The sequence below is a fragment of the Pseudomonas sp. RIT-PI-q genome (genome assembly GCF_001297125.1).
Taxonomy (GTDB): domain Bacteria; phylum Pseudomonadota; class Gammaproteobacteria; order Pseudomonadales; family Pseudomonadaceae; genus Aquipseudomonas.
In genome coordinates this window covers 119,661-140,146 of the sequence record NZ_LHPC01000040.1, presented here as the reverse complement: position 1 = coordinate 140,146, position 20,486 = coordinate 119,661, and the positions used below count along the sequence as shown (strand labels likewise).

At 61.6% G+C, this 20,486-nt stretch carries 19 protein-coding genes; 5 read left to right on the top strand and 14 right to left on the bottom strand.

Annotation, left to right across the window (positions count from 1 at the left end):
* Positions 1–48 precede the first annotated feature (48 nt).
* From AEQ67_RS22270 to AEQ67_RS22240, 7 genes are all read right to left on the bottom strand, one after another.
* The gene (locus AEQ67_RS22270) at positions 49–711 is read right to left on the bottom strand and encodes a flavin reductase family protein (protein WP_059405976.1); all 663 of its coding nucleotides are present in this window, start codon (positions 709–711) and stop codon (positions 49–51) included.
* Positions 712–723: 12 nt separating this feature from the next.
* Positions 724–2,211 (bottom strand): amidohydrolase family protein, encoded by a 1,488-nt coding sequence (locus tag AEQ67_RS22265; RefSeq protein WP_059405975.1) that lies wholly within the window; start codon positions 2,209–2,211, stop codon positions 724–726.
* Entirely contained in the window at positions 2,208–3,404 is a 1,197-nt protein-coding gene (locus AEQ67_RS22260) for an amidohydrolase family protein (RefSeq protein ID WP_059405974.1), read from the bottom strand. The genes AEQ67_RS22265 and AEQ67_RS22260 overlap by 4 nt, the downstream gene beginning before the upstream one ends.
* A gap of 156 nt (positions 3,405–3,560) precedes the next feature.
* On the bottom strand, positions 3,561–4,613 hold the full coding sequence (locus AEQ67_RS22255; RefSeq protein WP_059405973.1) for an extracellular solute-binding protein: 1,053 nt from the start codon (positions 4,611–4,613) through the stop codon (positions 3,561–3,563).
* Between the two features lie 17 nt (positions 4,614–4,630).
* Positions 4,631–5,419, bottom strand: coding sequence for an ABC transporter permease (locus AEQ67_RS22250; RefSeq protein ID WP_059405972.1), 789 nt, complete (start codon positions 5,417–5,419; stop codon positions 4,631–4,633).
* Positions 5,416–6,333, bottom strand: a complete 918-nt coding sequence (locus AEQ67_RS22245) for an ABC transporter permease (protein ID WP_059405971.1) — start codon at positions 6,331–6,333, stop codon at positions 5,416–5,418. Before AEQ67_RS22245 ends, AEQ67_RS22250 begins: the two co-directional genes overlap by 4 nt.
* A gap of 1 nt (position 6,334) precedes the next feature.
* Positions 6,335–7,420, bottom strand: coding sequence for an ABC transporter ATP-binding protein (locus AEQ67_RS22240; RefSeq protein WP_059405970.1), 1,086 nt, complete (start codon positions 7,418–7,420; stop codon positions 6,335–6,337).
* A gap of 141 nt (positions 7,421–7,561) precedes the next feature.
* Here AEQ67_RS22240 and AEQ67_RS22235 point away from each other — a divergent pair, with 141 nt between their 5' ends.
* The 3 genes from AEQ67_RS22235 (at position 7,562) to AEQ67_RS22225 (ending at position 13,503) form a co-directional block, all read left to right on the top strand.
* Positions 7,562–8,251 (top strand): GntR family transcriptional regulator, encoded by a 690-nt coding sequence (locus AEQ67_RS22235; protein ID WP_059405969.1) that lies wholly within the window; start codon positions 7,562–7,564, stop codon positions 8,249–8,251.
* Positions 8,252–8,539: 288 nt separating this feature from the next.
* Positions 8,540–10,603, top strand: a complete 2,064-nt coding sequence (locus AEQ67_RS22230; RefSeq protein ID WP_059405968.1) for a hybrid sensor histidine kinase/response regulator — start codon at positions 8,540–8,542, stop codon at positions 10,601–10,603.
* Between the two features lie 275 nt (positions 10,604–10,878).
* The gene (locus tag AEQ67_RS22225; protein ID WP_059405967.1) at positions 10,879–13,503 is read left to right on the top strand and encodes an excinuclease ABC subunit UvrA; all 2,625 of its coding nucleotides are present in this window, start codon (positions 10,879–10,881) and stop codon (positions 13,501–13,503) included.
* Positions 13,504–13,607: 104 nt separating this feature from the next.
* Here the strand turns inward: AEQ67_RS22225 and AEQ67_RS22220 are convergent, their stop codons facing one another.
* The 6 genes from AEQ67_RS22220 to AEQ67_RS22195 are packed head-to-tail and all read right to left on the bottom strand — an operon-like array spanning position 13,608 to position 19,021.
* Positions 13,608–15,551: a response regulator gene (locus AEQ67_RS22220; protein ID WP_059405966.1), complete on the bottom strand. Its 1,944-nt coding sequence runs from the start codon at positions 15,549–15,551 to the stop codon at positions 13,608–13,610.
* Entirely contained in the window at positions 15,541–16,401 is an 861-nt protein-coding gene (locus AEQ67_RS22215) for a sensor histidine kinase (RefSeq protein ID WP_059405965.1), read from the bottom strand. Before AEQ67_RS22215 ends, AEQ67_RS22220 begins: the two co-directional genes overlap by 11 nt.
* Positions 16,398–17,405, bottom strand: coding sequence for an ATP-binding protein (locus AEQ67_RS22210; RefSeq protein ID WP_059406040.1), 1,008 nt, complete (start codon positions 17,403–17,405; stop codon positions 16,398–16,400). The genes AEQ67_RS22215 and AEQ67_RS22210 overlap by 4 nt, the downstream gene beginning before the upstream one ends.
* The gene (locus tag AEQ67_RS22205; RefSeq protein ID WP_059405964.1) at positions 17,402–17,806 is read right to left on the bottom strand and encodes an anti-sigma regulatory factor; all 405 of its coding nucleotides are present in this window, start codon (positions 17,804–17,806) and stop codon (positions 17,402–17,404) included. Before AEQ67_RS22205 ends, AEQ67_RS22210 begins: the two co-directional genes overlap by 4 nt.
* The gene (locus AEQ67_RS22200; protein ID WP_059405963.1) at positions 17,803–18,165 is read right to left on the bottom strand and encodes an STAS domain-containing protein; all 363 of its coding nucleotides are present in this window, start codon (positions 18,163–18,165) and stop codon (positions 17,803–17,805) included. Before AEQ67_RS22200 ends, AEQ67_RS22205 begins: the two co-directional genes overlap by 4 nt.
* Positions 18,166–18,169: 4 nt before the next feature.
* Complete coding sequence (locus AEQ67_RS22195; protein ID WP_059405962.1) at positions 18,170–19,021, bottom strand: STAS domain-containing protein; 852 nt, start codon at positions 19,019–19,021, stop codon at positions 18,170–18,172.
* A 251-nt stretch (positions 19,022–19,272) separates the two neighbouring features.
* Between AEQ67_RS22195 and AEQ67_RS22190 the strand changes: the two genes are divergently transcribed.
* Positions 19,273–19,458, top strand: coding sequence for a hypothetical protein (locus AEQ67_RS22190; protein WP_059405961.1), 186 nt, complete (start codon positions 19,273–19,275; stop codon positions 19,456–19,458).
* Between the two features lie 62 nt (positions 19,459–19,520).
* Positions 19,521–19,811 (top strand): hypothetical protein, encoded by a 291-nt coding sequence (locus AEQ67_RS36005; RefSeq protein WP_059405960.1) that lies wholly within the window; start codon positions 19,521–19,523, stop codon positions 19,809–19,811.
* 31 nt (positions 19,812–19,842) lie between these two features.
* Here the strand turns inward: AEQ67_RS36005 and AEQ67_RS22180 are convergent, their stop codons facing one another.
* Positions 19,843–20,364 carry a DUF4142 domain-containing protein gene (locus tag AEQ67_RS22180; RefSeq protein ID WP_059405959.1) on the bottom strand — a complete coding sequence of 174 codons (522 nt, stop codon included), beginning with the start codon at positions 20,362–20,364 and terminating at the stop codon, positions 19,843–19,845.
* Between the last annotated feature and the right edge of the window lie 122 nt (positions 20,365–20,486).

Sequence of the window (20,486 nt, the reverse complement as noted above, 5' to 3'; positions counted from 1 at the left end):
GGCCTCTTCGCGGGCGAGCCCGCTCCCACAGGATTTGTGCAACGCTGATTACTTGGTTATAGGCCAAAACCGCTCCCCGCCCCCCGGCGCATCGGTCCACGCCTGCAACGACCGTGTCGGCAAATCAAAATAATCCCGCGTGCGCGCGTACCCATGCCCGCCCATCCGCCCGATCGCATCGAGCCCCAGTTGATCGATGTACAGGGTTTTCGGGTCGATCAGTTCATCCCGCACATGCGCCATCAGCACTTCGCCAAAGATAATCTCCCGCGACTGCCCGATGGACAGCGCCATCATTCGCCGGCATTCCAGGGCCACCGGTGCTTCGCCGATGCGCGGGCATTTGACCGTGGTGCCGGGAATGGCGGTGAGGCCGGCGGCGGTCAGTTCGTCGAAGCCGGGGGCGAAGGGCACGGCGCAGACGTTCATCGCTTCCACGAGCGCATCGCTGACGATGTTCACGGTGAATTCCTGATTGAGCTGGATGTTGCGGGTGGTGTCCTTGGGGCTCTGGTCGCCGTAGTTCTCCACGCCCAGCGCGAGGATCGGCGGATCAGCCGACAGCGCATTGAAAAAACTGAATGGCGCCGCATTGATGCGGCCTTCGCCGTCGATGGTGGTGACCAGCGCAATCGGCCGTGGCACCACGCTGCCGATCAGAATCTTGTACTTGTCCCGTGGGCTCAGTTGACTGAAGTCGAAGCTTTGCATGGGCAGGCATCTCTAGAGAAGTGGGTCAATCGCGCTCAGCGGCGCGTGTGCGCTGTAGTCGTCGGCGAACGGGATGGCCGGTTTGAACAGGTCTTTCCAGTCCGGTTGACCGAAGGCCCGGTCGCTGTGGCTGCGCATCAGTTTTTCGAATTGCTGTTGGGCCTGGCGTTGCAAATCGGGGTAATCGACGCCTTGAACCTGACCGTCCTGCATCACGCAGCGGCCATCGATGTAGCTGGCGATGCAATCGTCGCCGCGCCCGGCCAGCACCAGGTTTTTCAGTGGATCGAACAAGGGCCCCAGGTGCAGGCCACGCAGGCTGAACACCGTGATGTCGGCCTTGGCCCCCGGCGCCAAACGGCCGATGTCGTCGCGCCCGAGGGCCTTGGCGCCGCCGAGGGTGGCGGCGTTGTAAAAGTCCAGCGTACTGGTCAAAGAACTGCCGCCCTCCATCAGGCGAGCGATGTTCAGGCCCTGACGCATGTTCTCCAGCAAGTCCGCCGGCCAGGTGTCGGTGCCCAGGGCGAAGTTGATGCCCTTGGCGCGGTAACGCCCGAACGAATTCAATGCCTCGCCATCCCGGGCAAACACCACCGGGCAATGCACCAGACTGGCGCCGCCATCCACCACGCGTTGCAGGTCGTCATCGCCGTGGGTATAGAGGCCGTGGGGCAGCAGACTGCGCGGGGTCAGCAGGTCCAATTCCTCCAACCAGCCCAGCGGCGAACACCCGCGAAGTTGTTCAACCATCGCCACTTCACCCAGCCCCTGGCAGCAATGCAAACGCATCGGCGCGTTGAGCTCGCGACTCAGCGCGGCGGTGCGTTGCAGCAGCGCCGGGGTGCAGGTCTGGATGCGGTCGGGCAGCAGCGCGCCGCGAATCAGCCCGCCCTGTGAACCGTCGAAATCCTGGAAAAACCGTTCCGCCGCATCGAGCCCGGCCAATCCCCGCGCTTCATTCCAGTGATGCCCGAGGCTGCCATCGGCGCGCCAGTAACTCATGCCGCTCATGTAGCAGGGGCCGAGGTAAGTGCGCAGTCCCAACTCGCCCGCCACACCGGCCACCGCCGCAAATTCGTCGTAAGTTTCGGCCCACTCGCGGTAGTACATCGAGGTGATCGGCATGGTTGTGGTGATGCCATTGCGGATCAGCTGCGTGAAGGCGTAGCGGTATTTGAAAACCTCCTCTTGCGCGGTGTAACTCTCCCGTGGACCGGCTGCCAGATAGTCCTCCGACCACATCCGGCCCATGTTGCGCTCGTCGCCGTTGTCCAGCGTCAGCACCGTGGAATCAAGATCGCCGAGCGCATCCAGATCGATGAAACCCGGCCCGATCAGCGCATTGCCATAATCGACCCACTGATCCACCGGCCCCGGAAAACCACGCCCGACAAACACAATGCGCGAGCCTTCGAACACCACTTCGCCGTCACGCCACAGCACATGTTGCGTGCCGTCGAAGCCGACCACGCAGCTGCTTTTCAGGCCGATGCGCTTCACAAACGGCTTTCCAACAGTCGGCCATCGGCGGCGATCAACTCACCAGCGCGATACACCTGTCGCACCGGCCGCGAGACGATGGCCTCACCCAAGGTTTGCACCGGCATCAACAGGAAATCCGCTGGCCGGCCGATCTCCAGACCATAACCCTCACAACCCAACGCCCGGGCACCATTGACCGTCGCCGCCTCAAACGCCGCCGCCAGTTCGTCGTCCTTGTTCAAGTCAAACCGGAACGCCAGCAGCATGGCCCGTTCGAGCATGTCGCCGTTGCCCATGGGCGACCAGGCATCGCGAATGCCGTCGGAACCGAGGCAGACATTGACCCCGGCTTCGCGTAGGGCGAGGAACGGCGGCACCGCGCAATCGGCCGGCGCTGAACTCATCAGCGAAATACCCAGCGTCGCCAGACGTTCGGCCACCGGTTTGACCTGGCTCCACGGCAGCATGCCCAGGCAATACGCATGGCTGATCATCACCCGACCGTGACGCCCGAAACGCTCGGTGTAGTCGGCAATCAGCGCGATCTGCCACAGGCCCAATTCACCCTTGTCGTGCAGGTGAATGTCCACGCCACGGTCGAATTCGCTGGCCAGTTTGAACACCACATCGAGCTGCGCGATGGGGTCGTTGTCGATGCCGCACGGGTCGAGTCCGCCAACGTTTTCCACGCCCAGGCCCATGGCTTCGCGCATCAGTTCGGCGGTGCCGGGGCGGCTGATCAGGCCGGTTTGCGGGAACACCACCAGTTGCAGGTCGATCAAGTCGCGGTAGTTTTCGCGCAGCTGCTGCATGGCTTCGACATGGCGCAGGCCGAAGTCCGGGTCGATGTCGACGTGACAGCGCAGGGTCAGAGAGCCACGGGCGATGCAGTTTTCCAGCAGGGTGCCGGCGCGCTGGGCGATCGGCGTTTCGACTTCACGCAGCACGCGACGCTCGTTGGCGATGTAATCCTTGAGCGTCGGGCCCGCGCTGTTAGGGCGCCAGGGTTGGCCCCAGAGGGTTTTGTCGAGGTGGACGTGGCTTTCCACCAGGGCTGGGGTGAGGAGCTGGTTTTGGCCGTCGATGTCGGTGGCGGCCAGTGCGGCGCTTGATGCGGCGCGGCGTTGTTTGAACAGGCCGTTTTCGATTAAAAGGTCTTCGGCGGCGGAACCGTAGGGCCGCACGTTGCGCAGCCAGTGGGGTTGAATCATTGCGTACCTCAAGTTCTGTGTTGGGTGGGAGGGCCTCATCGCGGGCAAGCCCGCTCCCACAGGATTTGTGTCGATCATGGAATTTGTGAACAACCCATAACCCTGTGGGAGCCGGGCTTGCCCGCGATGGCTGCGCCTCGGTCTCAAGCCAGGCAATCAGCCCTTGAGCTTCGCCCAGATCCGGTCCTGCAGTTCCCGCGCCTTGTTGCTGCATTCTTTTTCCGGGCGCAGGCGCGAGGCGAATTCGTCGGGCATGTTGATCGCATCCATCACCCGCCATTTGGCGTCGATCAACGTGTCGCTCTGGATGCCGTTGGCGTAGGCGATGGCGTTGGACACGGCGGCGGCGTTTTCCGGCTTCATCATCCAGTCGATGAAAATCTTCGCGTTACCGGGGTGCGGTGCACTTTTCGGTACGGCAAAGTTGTCCTGGAACATCGCCAGGCCTTCCTTCGGGTACACGTATTTGATCGTGCTCTTCTGCAACGTGGCCCGCGCGGTGGAGCCGTTCCAGTTCTGCATCATGATCACTTCACCGGAGGCCATGCGGTCGACGGTGTTGTCCGAGCTGTACATCTTCAGGAACGGCTTCTGTTTTTGCAGCAGCTCCAGAATGCGCTTGGCGTCCTGCGGGTTTTCGCTGCATTCGTCGACGTTCAGGTAATGGCTGGCCGCGTTGATTACGCTGCTGGAGGTGTCGAGGGCGGCGAGTTGGCCTTGCAGTTCCTTGCGCGGTTCGAAGAACTCTTTCCATGAGTCGTCGAGCTTGCCGCCCGGCACTCGCGCGCTGTCATAGGAAAACCCGGTGCTGCCCCACAGGTAGGGCGCCGAGAACTTGCGGCCAGGGTCGAAGCTCGGGTCGCGGAACGCCGGTTTGACGTACTGGAAGTTCGGCAGGGTCGAGGCGTCGATTTGCAGCAGCAAATTCTGGTTGATCAAGGTGCGCATGATCGACTGCGACGGCACGATCACGTCATACGCGGCGCCACCGGCCTGCAATTTGGCCAGCAGGGTTTCGTTGCTGTCGTAGCCGTCCATGGTGACCTTGATCCCGGTCTCCTTTTCGAACTTGGCCAGCAAGTCGACCGGGTAGTAATCGGTCCAGTTGTAGAAAAACAGTTCCTTGGGCTCGGCGGCCTGTGCGGTTAAAACGGTGAAGCAACTGAGGGCCAGACCGGCGACGCCGTAACACATGCTTTTCAATTTCATAGAAGAACACTCCAGGCTCATTGTTGTTTGCCGCGCTGTCCCAGCCAGAAGGCCAGCACCACCAGCACGATGGAAATCACCAGCATCAGGGTCGAGATCGCGTTGATCTCCGGCGTCACGCCGGCCTTGATCGCCGAGAAGATGTACACCGGCAACGTCGTCGAGCCGGGGCCGGCAACGAAGAAGGTCATGATGAAATCGTCGAGGCTGACCACGAACGCCAGCACCGACCCGGACAACACCGCCGGCCACAACAGCGGCAACGTCACCCGGCGGAACACCTGCCACGGATTTGCGTACAGATCGTTGGCCGCCTCCAGCAGGCTCTTGTCCAGATCATTGAGCCGCGCACGGATCGGCAAGTAAGCGAAGGGAATGCAGAAGCCGATGTGCGCGACGATCACCGTCAGCAAACCGAGCTTGATCCCCAGCGCCATGAACAGCAGCAGGGTGGCCACGGCGGTGACGATCTCCGGCAGGATCAGCGGCAGGTTGATCCCGCCCTCGACCATCTTCTGTCCGTAGAACGGCCGGTACGTTGCCAGCGCCGCGAGCAAGGCAATGGCCGTGGCGCAGACCGTGGCGATGCTGGCGACGATGATCGAATTCAGCGCCGCCGTCTGGATCGACGGGTTGGCCAGAATCCGTCCGTACCAGGCGAACGAGAACTCGGTCCACACCGTCGCCGAGCGGTTGGCGTTGAAGCTGTAGGCAATCAGCACGAAAATCGGCAGGTACAGATAGGCCAGGATCAGCAGGCTGACTTCCCGGGTCATCGGCAGTTTTTTCAGGTGCAGGGCGATCATGCGGTGGCTCCCCGGCGAAGTGTTTTGGCGGCGTTGCGGCTATAGAGCGCGTAAAGCACCAGGGACAGCAGCAGAATCCCCAGCAGCAGGAACGACAGCGAGCTGCCCAGCGGCCAGTTGCGCGCGGTGCCGAACTGTTGCTGGATCAGGTTGCCGATCATCAACGTCTTGCCGCCGCCGAGAATCGCCGGCGTGATGAACGCGCCGAGGCTCGGCACGAACACCAGCAGCGCACCGGCAATGACGCCCGGCATCGACAGCGGCAGGATGATCCGCCGCAACGCATGCCAGCGATTGGCGCCCAGGTCGTAGGCCGCTTCCACCAGACGCCAGTCGAGTTTTTCCAGGGTCGAATAAATCGGCAGAATCATGAACGGCAGGAAGCTGTAGACCAGCCCGACGCTGACCGCGAAGTCGTTGTAGAGGAGGGTGATGCCACCGGCCTGGGGGAACAGCGCGTTGAGGCTCTGGGCGACCCAACCGTGCTCGCGCAGGATGATCAGCCAGGCGTAGTTGCGGATCAGCAGGTTGGTCCAGAACGGGATGGTGATCAGCAACACCATGAGGTTGCGCCGCCGTGGCGTCAGGCTCGACATCCACAGCGCCACCGGAAAACCGAACAGGAAACACAACACCGTGGTGCCCCCGGCCTGGAACACCGAGCGCAACAGCGCCTGGGCGTAGACCCAGTTCAGCTCCAGTTCACCGTCGAAACCTTCCTGGAAAAACAGTTGCACGTAGCTTTGCAATTGCCAGTTGGCTTGCCAGTCGACGCCGCCATAGACGTTGCGCGGCAACAGGCTGATGTAGCCCATGATGCCCAGCGGAATGGCGATCAGGGCCAGCAGGGTCAGAACCACCGGGCTGAGCAACAGCGCGCGGTTGAGGGCGGGAGAAGTGCTGCTGACGCTCATCTCAGGCCTCCATCAACAGGCAGGCGTGGGGCGGCAAATTGACCGCAACGCGATCACCGACCACCCGGCCACGGTTCAGGCCTTCATTGTTTTCGCGCAGCATGACTTTGATGTCGTTGTTCAAGCGGCATTGATAGAGGGTGGCGGTGCCGACGTACAACACCGCTTCGATCACACCGCGCAGGTGATGCGGTTGCTCAAGGTCGACCAGTTGCGAACGCTCCGGACGGAACGCCAGCTGCACCTTGGCGCCGTCGAAGCCTTGGGCCGGGCAGGGGATTTCCACCGGCATGCCGCTCGGCACGAAGAGTTTTTCATTTTGCTGGCCGCGCTTGAGGTGGCCGGGGAGAAAGTTGATGTCGCCGATGAACTGCGCGACAAACTGATGCTTGGGCCGTTCGTAGATTTCGTTGGGCGTGCCGATCTGCAGAATCTTGCCGGCGGATATCACCGCGATGCGATCAGACAGGGTCAGCGCTTCTTCCTGATCGTGGGTGACGAAAATGAAGGTGATCCCGGCTTCCTTCTGCACGCGCTTGAGTTCGACCTGCATTTCCTTACGCAGCTTGAGGTCGAGTGCCGACAGCGGTTCATCCAGTAACAAGACTTTGGGTTTCGGCGCCAAGGCCCGTGCCAGCGCCACGCGCTGCTGTTGGCCGCCGGACAACTCGGCGGGTTTGCGCTGGGCCAGGTGTTGCATTTGCACCAGCGCGAGCATCTCATCCACACGCTGCGCAATCTGCTCGCGATCAAGACCCTGCATCTCGAGGCCGAAGGCGATATTCTGCGCGACACTCATGTGCGGAAACAGCGCGTAACTCTGGAACACCGTGTTGACCCGCCGCTTGAACGGCGGCAGGTCGTTGACCGCTTCGCCGGCGAGACGGATCTCGCCCTCGCTGACATGCTCGAAGCCGGCGATGGTGCGCAGTAAAGTGGTTTTGCCGCAGCCGGAGGGGCCGAGCAGGGTGAAGAATTCGTTGTCGGCAATGTCGACTGAAACGTTGTCGAGGGCTGGAGCCAGCCCCGGATCGTCGGAATACCGCTTGGAGACGTTACGCACTTCAATCGCTACTGGATGACCCATAATGGTGCATTCCTCTAATTATTGTATGCAATATCTGGATGCAATCTAGAAATAGCCGGATTAATCTGCTTGTGCAACCCCCTTTTTCAATGGCTGTTCATCCGCCAGGGGTTGGTTGCTTAGCGCGAAAGGAGTGTTCGAATGGCGGAAAAGAAACTGGAAACCACGGTCGATCGCGTCTACCAAGGGGTTTACGAGGCGATCAGCAAACACACGTTGCGTCCGGGGATGAAGCTCGGCGAGGCCTCGCTGGCCGAGCTTTTTAATGTCAGCCGAACGTCGGTTCGTGCCGCGCTCAAGCAATTGGAGGCCGACGGCCTGGTCACCACCGAGCCCAACAAAGGGGCGTCGGTGTCGCTGCCGAGTGACGAGGAGATCCGCTCGCTGTTCGAAACCCGGCGCCTGATCGAGATCGGCATCGTCAGTGAACTGTGTCGTCGCCGAGATACGGCGGTGACCCAGGACCTGCGCGATCACCTGTTGCTGGAAGATGAAGCAGCGAAGAGCGGCGACCATGAACGGCTGATTCATCTGCTCGGCGAGTTCCACATCAAACTCGCGCAAAGCCTGAACAACCCGGTGTTGCTGGACTGGTTCCGCAAACTGATCTCCCGCGCCTCGCTGTACGCCGCCGCGCTGGATGACGACAGCCACGAAGCCTGTCGCGACAACGAGCACCTGCGGCTGATCGAGTACATCGAAGCCGGCAATCAAAGCGCCGCGATCGAACTGACCTGCATGCATTTGAACGGCATCGAGAAAGCCATCCTCGACGTCGCCGCCACCCTCAAAACCGGCTACCACCCGCTCAAGCACCTGATCGAGGTGTAGGTATTGGTGTAGGAGCGAGCTTGCTCGCGAAGAACGTCAGAACACCGCGTTCCTCCAGGCCGCCCCGTTTTTCGTTAACGTCCATCGCGAGCAAGCTCGCTCCTACAGGGGAATACCGGAATCAGCTAACCTCTATGAAACCATTGACGACGGTGATGCTCGAAACAAACGGGCGCGCTCGTTGGTCATGCCGAGGCGATCCCTTAAGCCATGTCATTTACAGGGACACAGAGCCAGTCGATGCAGTTTCTAGACGATAGCCACGGGTGTGCCGGCTGGAACGGTGAAATGGCCGGGCGTATCCGTGCGTTCGACTGGAGCCAGACCGAATTGGGGCCCCTCGACACCTGGCCCGCAAGCCTGTGCAGCACTGTGCAATTGATGCTCGCGTCGCCACTGCCGATGGTGATGCTCTGGGGCCGGTCCGGTTACATGATTTACAACGACGCTTACTCGATCTTCGCCGGTGGCCGCCATCCGTATCTGCTGGGCGCCCCGGTGGAGATGGGTTGGCCGGAAGTCGCCGAATTCAATCGACATGTAGTCGATACCTGCCTGGCCGGCGGCACCTTGTCCTATCGCAATAAAGTCCTGGAGTTGCTGCGCGATGGCGTCCCCGAAGACGTCTGGCTGGACCTCTATTACAGCCCTGTGGCGAATGATGACGGGAAGCCGGCCGGGGTCATGGCGATGGTGGTCGAGACCACTGAACATGTGATTTCCGAACGCCGCCGCCAGGCAGCCGAAGACGCCTATCGCGCCGACAATGAGCGAGTCCGCCTGGCACTCAACGCCGGTGCCTTGCTCGGCTCGTTCGTCTGGGACATCAAGGGCAATGTGCTCTCCGGCGACGAACGCTTCGCCCGGACCTTTTCCTATCCGCCCGAACAAAACCTGGCCGACCTGCCGACGGACATCGCCGAAGCACAGATCCATCCCGACGACCGCAGTTGGGTTCAAGAGCAGGTCAATCAATCAGTGGAAACCGGCGATCCGTTCAACGCCGAGTACCGGGTCCTGCGCCCTGATGGCAGTTATCTGTGGGTGCAGGCGAGCGGCTGCTGCGAGTTCAACGAACAGGGCGAACCATTCCGTTTCCCCGGCGTATTGATCGACATCCACGAACGCAAGACCGCCGAAGAATCCTTGCTCAAGTTCACCCGTAACCTGGAGCAGCGCGTTGCCGACGAAGTCGAAGCGCGGCTGGCGGCGGAAGAGCAACTGCGTCAATCACAGAAACTCGAAGCCATCGGCGGCCTCACCGGTGGCGTCGCCCATGACTTCAATAACCTGTTGCAGGTGATTGCCGGCAACCTGCACTTGCTGGCACGGCATGAGCCGGACAACGCTAATGTGCAACGCCGTGTCAGTGCCTCGATTGCCGCCGTCGAGCGTGGCGCGAAGCTTTCTTCACAATTACTCGCGTTCGCCCGCCGCCAGCCGCTCTCGCCCGCGGTGTGCGATCCACGGCAGATCTTCGACGGTCTGGGGGAATTGCTGCAACGGGCGCTGGGGGAAACCATCCAGATCAACGTCAGTGCGCCGGATGATTCCTGGCGCCTCTACGTGGACCGCAATCAACTGGAAAACGCCATCCTCAACCTCGCGATCAATGCCCGCGACGCTATGCAAGGTGAGGGGACCATTGGCCTCAGTGCCGAGAACATTGTCCTGGATCGCAAGTTTTGTGCAGGCAAGGGCATTACGGCGGGCGACTATATCCGCGTGTCGGTGACCGACACGGGTGTCGGTATGTCGCCGCAGGTGCTGGCTCAGGCGTTCGAACCGTTCTTCACCACCAAGGCCGACGGCCAGGGCACGGGGCTGGGCTTGAGCATGGTGTTCGGTTTCGTCAAGCAAAGCGGGGGGCATATCGAGATGTCCAGCGTGGTCGGGGAAGGCACGCGAGTGCAGCTGTATTTCCCCCGGAGCCTGCGAGCGATGCCGAGCGAAACGCCGAATCCGGATGCGCAGCAGCGGGGCGGACACGAAACCATTCTGGTGGTCGAGGACAACGAGGCGGTGCGGGTTTCGGCGGTGGAATTACTCAGTGAAGAGGGGTATCAGGTCCTGACCGCCGGCAACGCTGACGTGGCGATGCAGATGTTGCTGGACGGTGTGACGGTGGACCTGATTTTCACCGACGTGGTCATGCCCGGCCTGATCAAGAGTTCGGACCTGGCGGCCTGGGCCAAGGTGCAGACGCCGCCGGTGGCCGTGCTGTTCACCTCGGGCCACACCCGTGACATCATCTCGCGCAACCACCAGCTCAGCCCTGACACTTATTTGCTGAGCAAACCCTATGGCCCGGAGGCGCTGACCCAAATGGTTCGCACCGTGCTCAATGGCTGAACACAAAACCCGACGGACTGAACGCAAATCGAACGGCGGACACAAAACCCGACGGCTGAACGCAAATCGAACGGTTGGACGCAAAACCCGACGGCTGAACGCAAATCGAACGGTTGGACACAAAACCCTGTAGGAGCTGGCTTGCCAGCGAATGCGGTGTATCAGGCGACATCTTTATCGACTGGCAGGACGCTTTCGCTGGCAAGCCAGCTCCTACAGGTGTTTTGCGTGAACCGATACGTCATTCTTTTGAACCCTCGAATCAAGGCTGGCCCATGACTTCCAACCCTCCCTCCGGCATGGTCAGGGTGCGCGGCGCCCGGGAACACAACCTCAAGAACATCGATGTCGACATTCCCCGGGATGCCCTGGTGGTGTTCACCGGCGTGTCGGGTTCGGGGAAGTCGTCGCTGGCGTTCTCGACCCTCTACGCCGAAGCGCAACGTCGCTATTTCGAATCCGTGGCGCCTTATGCGCGGCGCCTGATCGATCAGGTTGGCGTGCCGGACGTCGACTCCATCGAAGGCTTGCCGCCCGCCGTGGCCTTGCAACAACAACGGGGCACGCCAAGCACACGTTCTTCGGTGGGCAGCGTGACGACGTTGTCGAGCCTGATCCGCATGCTCTACTCCCGGGCCGGCAGTTACCCGCCGGGGCAGCCGATGCTGTACGCCGAAGACTTCTCGCCCAACACGCCCCAAGGCGCGTGCCCCGACTGCCATGGCTTGGGCCGGGTCTATGAAGTCACCGAAGCATTGATGGTCCCCGACCCGAGCCTGACCATCCGCCAGCGCGCCGTCGCTTCCTGGCCCACGGCGTGGCAGGGGCAGAACCTGCGCGCCATTCTGGCGACCATGGGGCACGGCGCCGACAAACCCTGGCGCGATCTGCCGAAAAAGCAGCGTGCCGGGATTCCCTTCCCCGAAGAAACCCCGACGGTTCCGGTGTATGCCGGGCTCACGCCGGAAGAAACCAAAGTCGCGCTCAAGCGCAAAATGGAACCGAGTTACCAGGGCACCTTCACCGGCGCCCGGCGCTACATCCTGCACACGTTCACACACTCGCAAAGCGCGCTGATGAAGAAGCGCGTTTCGCAGTTCATGCTCGGCAGCCCATGCCCGTTGTGCGACGGCAAACGGCTGAAGCGCGAGGCGTTGTCGGTGACCTTTGCCGGTTACGACATCGGCGAACTGTCGCAGATGCCCTTGCTGCAAGTGGCGCAAGTGCTGAAGCCAGTGGCGGCCCACCGTTACCTCGAACAGGCCGATGAGGCCGGCGAAGTGTTGACGCACAGCCAGACCCGCGAGGCCCGCGAACAGCGTGTGGCCCACGGCGCCAGTGGCCACGCCAACGCGCCGGATGTGCGCCACACGCCAAACCTGTCGGTGGAAAAACGCCTGGCCGCGCAACGCATCGCCCAGGATTTATTGGAGCGGGTCAGCACCCTGCCCGATCTGGGCCTGGGTTACCTGGCGCTGGAACGCAGCACGCCGACCCTGTCGTCCGGTGAGTTGCAGCGTCTGCGCCTGGCGACGCAATTGGGTTCGCAATTGTTCGGTGTGATCTACGTACTGGACGAACCCTCGGCCGGTCTGCACCCGGCGGATGGCGAAGCGCTGTTCGAAGCCTTGCAACGGCTGAAGGCGGCTGGCAATACGCTGTTCGTGGTCGAGCATGATCTGGAAACCATGCGCCGCGCCGACTGGCTGATCGACGTCGGGCCGGCAGCGGGCGAGCATGGCGGGCGGATCCTCTACAGCGGGCCGCCGCCAGGTTTGGCGCAGGTCAGCGATTCGCAGACGCGCGCCTATCTGTTCGCCGAGCAAGTCATCCAGCCCCGCGCCAGCCGCAAGGCGTCGGACTGGTTGCGGCTGGAAGGCATCACCCGCAATAACCTGAACAACCTTAGCGTCGAGTTTCCGCTGGGTTGTTTTACTGCGGTGAAGGGGGTTTCGGGTTCGGGTAAATCGAGCCTGGTCAGCCAGGCATTGCTGGAACTGGTCGGCGCGCATCTGGGGCGGTCGGCGAGTGACAGCGAGGCTGAAGAATTGAGCCTTGAAGACGATGCGCCGCAAGTCAGCGGCGGTCAGGTCACAGCGGGACTGGCGTCGATCAAGCGCCTGGTGCAAGTCGATCAGAAACCCATCGGCCGCACACCGCGCTCGAACCTGGCGACCTACACCGGCCTGTTCGACAACGTGCGCAAACTCTACGCCGCCACACCTCAGGCGCAGGCCGAGGGTTACGACGCCGGGCAGTTCTCCTTCAACGTCGCCAAGGGCCGTTGCCCGACGTGCGAAGGCGAGGGTTTTGTCAGCGTCGAGTTGCTGTTCATGCCCAGCGTCTATGCGCCATGCCCGACGTGTCACGGCGCCCGCTACAACCCCGAGACGCTGGCGATCACCTGGCAAGGTTTGAACATCGCCCAGGTGTTGCAGCTGACGGTGGATGAAGCGGTCGAGGTATTCGCCGAGCAACCGGGGATACGCCGCTCGCTGGAGGTGCTGCGCGACATCGGTTTGGGCTACTTGCGCCTCGGTCAGCCGGCGACTGAACTGTCGGGCGGCGAAGCCCAGCGGATCAAACTGGCCACCGAACTGCAACGCAACCAGCGTGGGGCGACGCTGTACGTGTTGGACGAACCAACGACCGGATTGCATCCACGGGACGTTGATCGTTTGCTCGAACAGTTGAATACGCTGGTCACGGCGGGGCACACGGTGATCGTCGTCGAGCATGAAATGCGCGTGGTGGCGCAGAGTGACTGGGTGATTGATATCGGACCGGGAGCGGGGGATCAGGGTGGCAGGATTGTGGTGAGTGGCACGCCGCAGAAAGTCGCGAAAAGCAAAAAAAGCCGGACGGCAGCGTTTTTGGCCAGGGTGCTTGGTCCGGTTTGAATGCAGGGTGTTCTTACGGACCTCATCGCGGGCAAGCCCGCTCCCACAGGATGTGTGAACACCGCAGATCCTGTGGGAGCGGGCTTGCCCGCGATGGCGATGGGTCAGGCGCCATCAATCGTGCGCCGAACCTTGTCCAGCAGTTCATTGATCTGAAACGGCTTGATCAGCATCTCCATCCCGTCACCCAGAAACACCTGGCGGTTGATCGCGGTTTCGGCGTAGCCGGTCATGAACAGGATCGGCAACTTATCGCGCCAGCCTCGCGCCACATCGGCCAACTCGCGGCCGCTCATGCGGGGCAGTCCGACATCCGTCAGCAACAGGTCGATGGACTCGTCGTTCTGCAAACGCTCAAGGGCCGTTTCGATGTCGCCCACCTGCGTGCAGCGATAACCGGCATCCACCAACACCTCGGCGACGAACATGCGCACCGACGGCATGTCCTCGACGATCAACACATGCTCGCCGGCCCCCTGGGAATCCACGGTGGCCGGTTCGACGTCACTGGCCGTAAGGTCGGAACTGGCTGGCAGCATGATCGTGACTTCAGTGCCGCGCCGGGCAATGCTGCGGATGTGCGCATCACCCCCCGATTGCCGGGCGAAGCCGTAGATGGTCGACAACCCCAACCCAGTGCCTTGCCCCAAGGGTTTGGTGGTGAAGAACGGGTCGAACACCTTGTCGATCACGCTGTGGTCGATGCCGGTGCCGTCGTCGCGTACCGACAACGCCACATACGCGCCATCGGCCAGATTGGGGTCGCCGTGAGAATAGGCGGCGTAGGTGCTGACCCAGATGTTGCCGCCCTGGGGCAAGGCATCGCGCGCGTTGATCACCAGATTGAGCACGGCACTTTCGAGCTGGATCGGGTCGACCAGGGCGATTGCGGCTTTGGAGGTCAATTCCAGTTTCAGGGCAATGCGTTCGCCAATGGTGCGCACCAGCAATTCCTCAAGGGAACGCACGTGCTCGTTGATGTCCACGGGGCGGGTGTCGAGCGGCTGCTGACGGGCGAACGCCAGCAGGCGATGGGTCAGGGACGCGGCGCTCATGGCCGAGTTCAAGGCCGCTTCGGCGTAAAACTGAACCTTGTCGGTGCGTGAATCGGCGATGCGTTTCTGGATCAGTTCCAGGCTGGTGATGATGCCGGTCAGCAAGTTGTTGAAGTCATGGGCGATGCCGCCGGTGAGTTTGCCCAGCGCATCCATCTTCTGCACTTGCAACAGCTGCGCCTCGGTGCGCACACGTTCGGCGACTTCCTTGGCCAACTGCGTGGTGGCGTCGTCCAGGCGGGCCAGGTGCGAGCGTTCGCGGTGACGGTGTTCGGTGACATCCTCGACGAACACCAGGCTCAATTCCGGGGTGCGATAGGGCGAAAGCTGCCATTCGGTTTCACGAGCCTCACCCTGGACCTTCATGCTCAGGGTGCCTTTCCAGCGCTCACCGTAAGCCAGGCGCAGGCGCAGTTCCTCGATGATTGCGCTCTGGTCTTCGGCAAAGCACTCGCGCAGGGCGTCCGGGTCGCGATTGTCCTGGATCAGCTGGGCGAAGGCATGGTTGCATTCATGAACCTTGAGCTCGGCATCCAGCACCGCAATCGGCGCCGACACGTTGACGAAAATCTCCCGGAAACGCGCCTCGCTTTCACGCAGTGCGTTTTCGGTTTCGCGTACCCGCAATAAGGTGCGCAGGGTGGCCAGCAGCACATCCGGGTCGACCGGGTGGATCAGATACGCATCGGCACCGGCATCCAGGCCAGTGATGATGTCGCCGGTCTGGATCGAGGCCGCCGACACGTGAATCACCGGCAGCAGGGCGGTGGCGCTTTCGGAACGCAGTTTGCGCACTATGTCGAAGCCGCTCATGTCCGGCAGGTTGACGTCGAGGATCAGCGCATCGATCGTGACGCTGTCGATCAGCTCCAGGCCTTCGGTGCCGGTGCCGGCTTCGAGCACTTCATAGCCATGGCGTTCCAGGCGCCGGCGCAGGGCGTAGCGCGTGGCGACGTTGTCGTCGACGATCAGCAAACGAATGTCACGTTTCATCGGCGGGCTCCATGGCAATGGCCAGCGGGATGATCACGAAGAAGGTCGAGCCCGAGCCCGGCGTACTCCGGACCCCGACTTCGCCGCCCAGCAATTCGGCGAAGCGTTTGCACAGGGACAGTCCGAGTCCGGTGCCGCGCAGGCGTTTTTGCAGCGGCGAGTCGACCTGAGAGAAGTCCTCAAACAATGCGCCATGTAGCTCCGGGGCGATACCTATTCCGGTGTCGCTGACGGCGAAGCGCACGTGGGTGCTGTTTTCCAGGCGTGCCGACACGCGGACTTCGCCACGGGTGGTGAACTTCAGTGAGTTGGAAATGAAGTTGCGCAGGATCTGCGCGAGTTTCTTGTCGTCGGTGTACAGCCTTGGCAGGCCCACCGGCTCTTCGAAAATCAGGTCCACGGCGCTGGCATCGACAATCGGGCGAAACATGCCGCGTAGGGCGGAGAACAGGTCGAACATGTCGAACCAGGCCGGCGAAATGGTGATGCGCCCGGCTTCGATTTTCGCCAGGTCCAGCAAGTCGTCGACCATGTCGCTCAACTCGCGCGCGGCACCGCTGACGAAGGCCACCTGCTTATGTTGCTCGGGGCTCAAGGGGCCGTCGAGTTCATCGGTCAGCAGCCCGGTGATACTCAGGATCGAGCCCAGCGGCGTGCGAAACTCATGGCTCATGTACGACAGGAAACGGCTTTTCAGGTCCGAGGCCTGGCGCAACTGTTCGGCCTGGGTGTCGAGCTCGGCGTACAACGCCAGGACGCCCTGATTGGTTTCATCCAGCTCTTCGCGCAGGGCATTGGCTTCGCCCTGTAATTGCGCGATCAGTGCGGCTTGTTCGTCCACCTGACTCATGGGTGGGCCTCCAGAGCAATGACCAACACCGTGACATCGTCCCGTCCACGGCAGAAGTCGCGGTGCAGTATGGCGGCAATCACCGCGGGATGGCGGTGCACCAGGCCGGGGTAATCGTGCAGGTTCCAACGGGACTGCAGGCCGTCGCTGTACATGATCAGTAGCTGTCCGTTCACTTGAGCATAGTCAAAGGGTTGGGCCTTTCTATATTGGCCGCCGACGATGCCGGGGTGAGAAGCCAGGCCACGGGATTTGTCCGCGGCGATCAGGCAGGCGCCAATGTTGCCGATACCGACGAATCGCAGTGCATCGCGGTCGCCGTCGAACTGCGCGATCGCCAGGGCACCGCCGCGGGTGCCGGTCATCGCTTGATGAATGTCCTCCAGCAGCAGCAACGGAGAGTCGAATGGCGACAGGGCAAAGGTTTTCTCACCGGCGCGGGCGGCACGCTCGGCTTCTTCGCCATGACCCAGGCCGTCGATCACCAGGGCGCTGATGCGCGGGCCGTCAAACGCCAGGTGCCAGACATCGCCGCAGGCCGGGTCGTCGCGCAACGAATGTTGGCTGACGCCGATCCGTCGATCCGCCGCCTTGTCATTGCGCGGATACAACCGCGTCAACAGCACCGCGCCCCGCGAGTCGGCGTACACATCGAACACTTCGGTCTGCCGCGCAACCGCCCCGAGCCCGATGCCCTGGGTGCCGCCGGTGGAAAAACCATCGGTCAGGCACGCCTGCAAATCAAAGCCCTTGGCCCGGTCGACGGCAAGCATTTCGATGCCGAAGCCAGACGGGCGCGGCAAGACCCTCAGGTGCAGTTCGCCCCGGGTCGCGTGCTTGAGAATGTTGCTGGCCAGTTCGGTGGCCACCAGCGCCACACGACCGGCATCGGTAGCGTCAAAGCCATGTTGTTCCGCGAGTTTCTGCGCCGTGCGCCGTGCATGGCCGATCTGGCTGATGTCTTCGATCGGCAGCACCTGCGTCACTGAGCCGCCAATGTTCATGTCCATCGTGTGATCGTTATGCGAGTGCCTTTGCCGGGCGCGGTGTCGAGTTCGAACTCTTCGACCAGCCGCTTGGCGCCGGTCAGGCCCAGCCCCAGGCCGCTGCCGGAGGTCCAGCCATCGGTCATCGCCAGTTTGATGTCGGGGATGCCGGGGCCTTCGTCGCGGAAGATCAGGCGCAAACCGGTGCGCGCGTTCTCGTCGAGGATCTGCCAGTCCATGTCGCCACCACCGCCATACACCATGGTGTTGCGCGCCAGCTCGCTGACGGCGGTCACCAGTTTGGTCAGGTCGATCAGGCGCATACCGCATTCCTGGGCGAGCTTGCGCGCCAGTTGCCGGGCCAGCACCACGTCCTGCTCGATGTGAATCGGGTGAGTGCCGCTGCTGCGCACGGTCATTGTTCGCGTACTCGGGCCTGCAACAGTTTCATCCCGCGCTCGACGTTCAGCGCGGTGCTGACGCCGGGCAGGGTCAGGCCGAGTTCCACCAGGGTGATGGCCACGGCGGGCTGCATGCCCACGAGCACGGTCTGGGCGTCCATGATTTTCGACAGGCCGGAAATGGTCCCGATCATGCGGCCAATGAAAGAATCGACCATGTCCAGGGCAGAGATGTCGATCAGCACCCCACGGGCCGAAGTCCGGCTGATGCGCTCGGACAAATCGTCCTGCAGGGTCAGGGCCAACTGGTCATGCATGTCGACCTGAATGGTCACCAGCAGGAAGTCGCCCATTTGCAAAATCGGAATGCGCTCCATCGGCTCAGTCCGCCTTGCTGACGGACAATCCCAGCCGGGTCAGGGCCAGTTTCAGGGCATCGGCCAGATTGGCCTTGGTCACCACGCCTTGCAGGTCCAGGCCTAGATGCACGATGGTCTGGGCGATCTGCGGACGCACGCCGCTGATGATGCAATCGGCGCCCATCAGGCGAATCGCGGTCACGGTTTTCAGCAGGTGCTGCGCCACCAGGGTGTCGACGGTCGGCACGCCGGTGATGTCGATGATGGCGATTTCCGAACCGGTGTCGACGATCCGCTGCAACAGCGATTCCATCACCACCTGGGTGCGTTGTGAATCGAGGGTGCCAATCATCGGCAGCGCCAGTACGCCGTCCCAGAGCTTGACCACCGGGGTCGACAGTTCCAGCAATTCTTCCTGCTGACGCTTGATCACCGCTTCGCGGGATTTCTGGAAGGTGCGGATGGTGTGCATGCCCAGGGCGTCGAGCAGTTCGGAGACTTCCCAGAGTTGTTCGGCGAGCAGCGCCGGATTGTCCTGGTAATGGTTCTGCAGCAGGGAAAACAGCGGGCCTTTCAGGGCGAAGATGAAGCTGGCGGTCTGATGCGAGTCCTGGCCGAGCTGGGCGCGGCTGTGGGAGAGCTTTTCGAGAAACTGGCGAATCTCGTCCCAGCCGGGTGTCGCAACGTTTTGCCCGTTGCCGCGTTCAAGCCCGGAAATGATCAGGTGCAGGAACTCCGACGTCTGTTGCTGCAAATCCTGCTCTTTGAGGTTGCGCGAGGCACCGCTGGCTTCCAGGCCGCTCTTCCATTCGGCGAGCAGTTGCGCCTGGTTAGTTTTCATCGCATCGAGTGTGCTGGTTTGCAGTGCCGCCATGTGCCTTGACTCCTTGGAAGTGTTTGCCGATTCCCCAGAATTCGATCGACGTAAAATCAGTGACATTTGCCGTATGAAATAGTTGGTCGTCAGGCCAGGTTTTTTTTCATCCGGTGCTTATGCACTTTAGTTGGCGCTGTCGAAGGATGCGATTTTTTAACCGGCTTTGAATGGAACCCTGCCCACGGGATGGCTTCGAATCTACAAGGCCCGACTGTTTCAGCCGCGCCATTGCACTGAACGAGGTACGTATGAAAGACGAAAGGAGTCTTGAGGACGCGAAAACCGCCGAACCGGAAAGCGCCGATAAAGCGGTCGACCAGAAGAACGTCCACAGCGACAACGACAATGAGTTCAGCCCGGGTTTCAAGCCGCACCCGGATCGGCCGAAGCCTGGGGATGAGACCGATGCCGACATTGATACCGACGGGGGCTAGGCATGCCCTCGCTCCGGTCTAATCCCCTGTAGGAGCTGGCTTGCCAGCGAAGGACGTTAACGATGACGCGTTTAATCCAGGTAAACGTGGCGCGTTCAAATGCTTCGCTGGCAAGCCAGCTCCTACAGTTGAGCGGGGTGTTCGGACGGGCACGGTCAACTGTGGGAGCGAGCCTGCTCGCGATGGTCGTTAACGATGACGCGTTTAAACCGGGTAAACGTGGCGCCTTCGAATGCTTCGCTGGCAAGCCAGCTCCTACAGTTGAGCGGGGTGTTCGTGTAGGAGCGAGCTTGCTCGCGAAGGTCGTTAACGATGACGCGTTTCCTCCGGGTAAACGTCGCGCATTCAAATGAAACTCCATCAATGCGGCCTTTTATGCGGACGTTATTTGCTCGGATGAGCGGCCTGGAGTTTTTTCGCCATGTCCAGATGCTTCTCCAGCCCCGGCAACATTTTTTGCGCGAACCCCTTGAGCTCCGTGGCGCCTTTGACTTTGTCGTCCGTCACGGTGTTGGCTTCTTTCTTGAACAGCGCGATGGTTTCTTCGTGAGCCTTCACCTGATTATTGGCGTAGGCCGCATCGAAGGATTCATCGCGCATGTCGAGGATTTTCTCTTTCGCCTGCTTGACCAGCGTCGTGCTGTCCGGCACCTCGATGTCATTTTTCTTCGCGATCGCCGCCAGTTCATCATTGGCCTTGGAATGATCGGTGATCATCATGTTGGCGAATTCCTTGATGTCCGCCGATGAGCTTTTTTCCAGGGCCAGCCGGCTGGCTTCGATTTCTGCGATGCCGCCCGCCGCCGCGTTATCGACGAAGTCATTGGAAGTGGCAGCGCAGGCCATGCCCATGCTGGTGCTCAAGGCGATGGCCAGAGTCAGGTGGCGCAGGGTAAATCCGTCCATTGGTTATTCTCCACACAGGTTTTCATGGGCGATCGGGTGATCGTTAAGCTGTGGAGGCCGACGGGCGGACAAAGGTTTTATCGCATTTTCGGCAGGACGACGAACGGACACCGCTGGTCTGA